4 protein-coding genes and 1 pseudogene are annotated in these 4,375 nt (G+C 32.4%); 3 read left to right on the plus strand and 2 right to left on the minus strand.

Annotation, left to right across the window (positions count from 1 at the left end; translation table 11 throughout):
- Window positions 1-382 precede the first annotated feature (382 nt).
- Window positions 383-979, minus strand: a complete 597-nt coding sequence (locus tag B5E87_RS14550) for a TetR/AcrR family transcriptional regulator (RefSeq protein WP_087246110.1) — start codon at window positions 977-979, stop codon at window positions 383-385.
- A 135-nt stretch (window positions 980-1,114) separates the two neighbouring features.
- On the opposite strand from B5E87_RS14550, the gene B5E87_RS14555 reads away from it, so the two are divergent.
- The 3 genes and pseudogenes from B5E87_RS14555 to B5E87_RS14560 form a co-directional block, all read left to right on the plus strand.
- A complete protein-coding gene (locus B5E87_RS14555; RefSeq protein WP_087246112.1) occupies window positions 1,115-3,043 on the plus strand; it encodes an FAD-dependent oxidoreductase in 1,929 nt (642 codons plus the stop codon).
- 641 nt (window positions 3,044-3,684) lie between these two features.
- Window positions 3,685-3,840, plus strand: a complete 156-nt coding sequence (locus tag B5E87_RS15155; protein WP_158093966.1) for a hypothetical protein — start codon at window positions 3,685-3,687, stop codon at window positions 3,838-3,840.
- 44 nt (window positions 3,841-3,884) lie between these two features.
- Window positions 3,885-4,019 (plus strand): annotated as a pseudogene (locus B5E87_RS14560) (IS200/IS605 family transposase); the annotation flags it as partial.
- A 127-nt stretch (window positions 4,020-4,146) separates the two neighbouring features.
- Here the strand turns inward: B5E87_RS14560 and B5E87_RS15330 are convergent.
- On the minus strand, window positions 4,147-4,375 hold a 229-nt coding region (locus B5E87_RS15330), incomplete at its 5' end, for a hypothetical protein (RefSeq protein WP_206399318.1).

The following is a 4,375-nucleotide window of genomic DNA, read 5'->3' on the forward strand; positions in this document are numbered from 1 at the left end:
CACGTAGCAAATAATATGAATAGCCAGGACAATTTAATATGAATATTACAGTTATCTCACCTTGTATTCTAACAAAATAAATTGAAGAACTATTTATCATTTAATTTGGCATTCAACAACTTGACTCAGGAAATCAATCTGAAGTTAGATAAACTGATAGAAAAAGCAGAAAAAAAGAACCATGACCCATCATCAGATTATGATTCTCCTATACAGTTTTAAAATTGTGGGAAGAACAGCCTTCCCACAATTTCTTATAATCCAAAACCCCACAACCCCGTGTTATTTTAGATTACCAAAAAGAACAAGAAATGAATTGTCATAAAGCAATGATTTCGTGTTCTAGTATTGTTATGAGAAAATTATTTTATTTTCAAATTATTTATAAAAATTGGGAATGTAAACTTGCTAAAATACCTTCTGTGATAGTAATAGTGATGATTTGTAATATTTCTTCTTTTGATGTTTGTGGGCTTTCTAGATGCCACCATTTTATAGCAACTAAGATGTTTGAAGCAATAATTTTTGAAAAATAATTAGCAATTTTGATTTGAGAATCACTAATGTGATAATGATAAATAAGTTCGTTTAATAAATAATGACTATAGATTGTCAGCATTTCATCAAAAATATTTATGGGTAAATCATTATTGTATAACACTATAAAAATATCTTTATGTTTATTAAAATAATCTAATAATGAACTAAAATATGGTTTAAAATCATTCTCTTTTTTTAAATGAAGAGTAATAAATTGGCAATGAATATTTTTTTTAAATTGCTTGATGAGTTCTTCAACTATTTTATAAATTAAATCGTATTTGTCTTCATAATTTCTATAAAAAGTAGAACGATTGATTTGACATTCATTAATTAATAGTTTAATGGTAATGTCTTGGAATTTATAGCGTTCTAATAAATTGATAAAATGTGATTCAATATTTTCTTTTGTTTTGATGTTTCTTAAATCTTTACTCATTTTTTCCTCTCTAATGCAACATTCATTATGAAAAAGTTGCATATGCAACTTTTTTAAGTGATTTATCGCTTGTTAATTATTTATCATAATTATATCATTATTTATAGAAATAATAAAGATATAAGGAGATAAAGTATGAAAAACAAATATTACCCTCATCTATTTGAAAAAGGAAAAATTGGAAACGTTGTTATCAAAAATAGAATTGTACGTAATTCTATGGGAACGTACTTAGGTAATCCAGATGGTACAGTCACTGATAGACAAATTAAAGCTTATGCACAAGCTGCTGATGGTGGTGCTGGACTTATTTTTATGGATAATGCTGTACCTGTTCCTATGACATCTTGTGGTTTAAGAGCGGACAAAGATGAATTTATTGCTGGATTAACTTTGTTGGCAGAAACAGTCAAAGAACATGGAGCAACTCCTGGTCTACAATTGGCACATCCTGGTAGAGATGCAGCATTTGTAGGAAGTGCTGATGTTATTGGAGCATCACCAATTACTTTTGAACCATGGTATGAAATGGGATTTAAAATGCCTAGAGCTTTAACTATTGAAGAAATTCATGATTTAGTAGAGAAATTTGGAGATGCTGCTTTAAGAGCAAAAAAAGCTGGGTTTGAAGTCCTTGAAATTCATGGGGCTGCTGGATGTATTCCTACAAATTTCTTATCACCTCATGATAACAAACGTACTGATATGTATGGTGGATCACTGCATAATCGTATGAGATTATTGATAGAGATTGTCAGAAATATGAAACAGAAATGTGGAGCTGATTTTCCTATTGGTGTTAAATTAAGTACTGAAGATTGGGAACCAGAAGGAATTCGTATAGAGGAAACAATTGAAGTTGCGAAAGCATTAGAAAAAGAAGGTGTATCTCATTTAAATATGATGGGTGGGACACATGCAACTGCATCTCGACAATTCTTATTGCCAAATGCTTTTAATGCTGAACATACAAGAATGATTAAAGATGCTGTTCATATTCCTGTATTTATTGGACACAATATTTTCTCTCCTGAAGAGGCAGAAAAAATGCTGGCTGAAGGAAATGGTGATTTTGTGGCTTTAGGACGTTCTCAATTGGCTGACCCAGCATGGGCTAAAAAAGCGAAAGAGGGGAAAGCAAGAGATATTAAACCATGTATCAATTGTATGATCGGTTGTATTGATAAAGGAATGTTAGGTCATACACCAATCCATTGTACAGTGAATCCAACTTTATACAGATTTGAATGCAAACCTATTGTTGAAGCTGAAGTTAAGAAAAATGTAGCAATTGTAGGTGCTGGTCCAGCAGGATGTGAAGCAGCATTGACGGCATCTTTACGAGGACATAAAGTCACTATTTTTGAAAAGAGAAGTTTTGGTGGTGCTATGATAGAAGCAAGTAAACCAGACAATAAGGCAAATATCAAACGTTTGATTAATTATTATGAAGACCATATTACTCATGATCCTAATATTACTTTAGTTAAAAAAGAAGCAAATTATGATATGCTTGTTCAAGGTGGCTATGATGCTGTTATTATTGCCATAGGAGGTAAAACAAGAATTTTAGATGTTCCAGGTAGTGATAAGTCATCAGTTGTTTATGCAAATGACTATTTAAATGGTTCTCGAGTTGTTGATGGAAAAAATGTCGTTATTATTGGTGGAGGTATTACAGGAGCTGAAACAGCACTAGAATTAGATAATGATGGAAAAAATGTAACCATTGTAGAAATGGCAGATACTTTCTTAGCTAATTCTGGTTCATCTTGTCAAGCTTATAATATTGCCATTGCTCAATCAAATATAAAAATTATGACTGGTAAACGTTTGGTTGCTGTAGAAGATAATGGGGTAGTTTTAATTGACAGATGGGGTAACGAAAATACTGTTGATGCTGATAATGTTGTTATTGCAGCAGGATTTACTCCTCAGTATGATCTTGCAAATCAATTAGAAGAAAATACAGAAATGGAAGTTTATAATATAGGGGATAGCAAGAAAGTTCGTCAAATTTACGATGCTATTCATGAAGGATTTATAGCAGCCAGACAAATCTAATATTTGCTCTGTTATATTATCATATTTTGTTGAATCTATTCTTTTTATCCTTCCCAAAATGAATAGATGATAAAAATGAATGTCATAAAAATGATGTTCATTTTTTATATGTGTGCCGGGCAGGGCATGAATTCAGTTGGAGATAAACCAACCACGGGTATTTACCGCCAAGTGTAGTGAACCACAAGCCGTTGACAGTGATGTCATGGGTGAAGGAAGTGGTGTAGCGATTCTTTCGAGCGTACGAACAGAAACCTGATATAAGGCTAAATGGTGGATAAGGTTGCATAACAAATCGAAGTCCAAAAGGTAAACGTAAAACCAAGACAGTAAATCAGGACGTTGTGAAAGAAAGAGGGTTCATGAATTACCCCGGGAGGTCTTATGGACGAGGAAGTCTAGTAAACTTTAAAATCAGTGATAGTACCCTCGGTCGAAAAAGGTTTGCCATAAGAAGTCAGATGAAGTCATAGTAGGTAGAGATACTGAAGGACTGAAACGTTTATAGAGTGCAAATCACTATAAGCAATGTCTGGACAGTCCGAATATGAGGATAGCCTAGAACTATGGAGCGCAACCATAGATGGTAAAGGTAATTGGGATGGTTCCGGATAGATTTACAAATAGAGGAGGAGCAGCAAATGAAATTAATGGAAAAGATTTTAAGTCAGGAGAACTTGAAGATAGCTATCAAAAAGGTCAAGAAGAACAAAGTGTTGAATGCCAAATTAAATAAAAAGAAAAATAAAGAAAATAGTCAAAATAAAAGAAAAAGTCTTATCAAAGTGAATGAATAAGAAATAATCACTTTAAATGATAAGACTATTTTAGTATGATAATAGTTGGAAAGAATGAAAAAGTAATCAAGGAATATATTCAAAATCAATTGCAGGAAGATAAGCTATATGATCAAATGAGTATGAGAGAATTCATAGACCCGTTCACGGGTGAGCCAGTAAAAGGAGGCAAAAAATAAAAGCCCTTAAAGGGCTAGCCAGAAAAGGCGTTGCGGCTGTCAGGCTTCAGAGTGTGAAACACAGCGCAACAGAATGCCCTTCTAGGGCGCGTACATACCACGTCTTTTAGGCGTGGTTATGATACGTTTAGCTTTTTTTGAATAAATAAATTATAAGCAAAAGGATTGATAGAAAAAGTGTTATGGTAGATATTTCACAGTACAGTTTATATTGGTTTATTTTCTTTTGAATGTTTGTTTGGTATATCTTAAAATCATATTCAAATAGTTTTCTTCCCACTTGAATGTCATTTTTATTATAATTTTGTGGTTCATATAACCCTTTTTCCTCATAAATGTTTTCTTTTGTTAATGGG

Source organism: Massilimicrobiota sp. An142, assembly GCF_002160725.1.
In the GTDB taxonomy this organism is placed as follows: Bacteria; Bacillota_I; Bacilli_A; order Erysipelotrichales; family Coprobacillaceae; genus Allocoprobacillus; species Allocoprobacillus merdigallinarum.

Bases quoted from the DNA above. Each gene is read 5' to 3' on its own strand.
- B5E87_RS14555 (WP_087246112.1), top strand. From the start codon at position 1,115: ATGAAAAACAAATATTACCCTCATCTATTTGAAAAAGGAAAAATTGGA.
- B5E87_RS15155 (WP_158093966.1), top strand. From the start codon at position 3,685: ATGAAATTAATGGAAAAGATTTTAAGTCAGGAGAACTTGAAGATAGCT.
- B5E87_RS14550 (WP_087246110.1), bottom strand. From the start codon at position 979: ATGAGTAAAGATTTAAGAAACATCAAAACAAAAGAAAATATTGAATCA.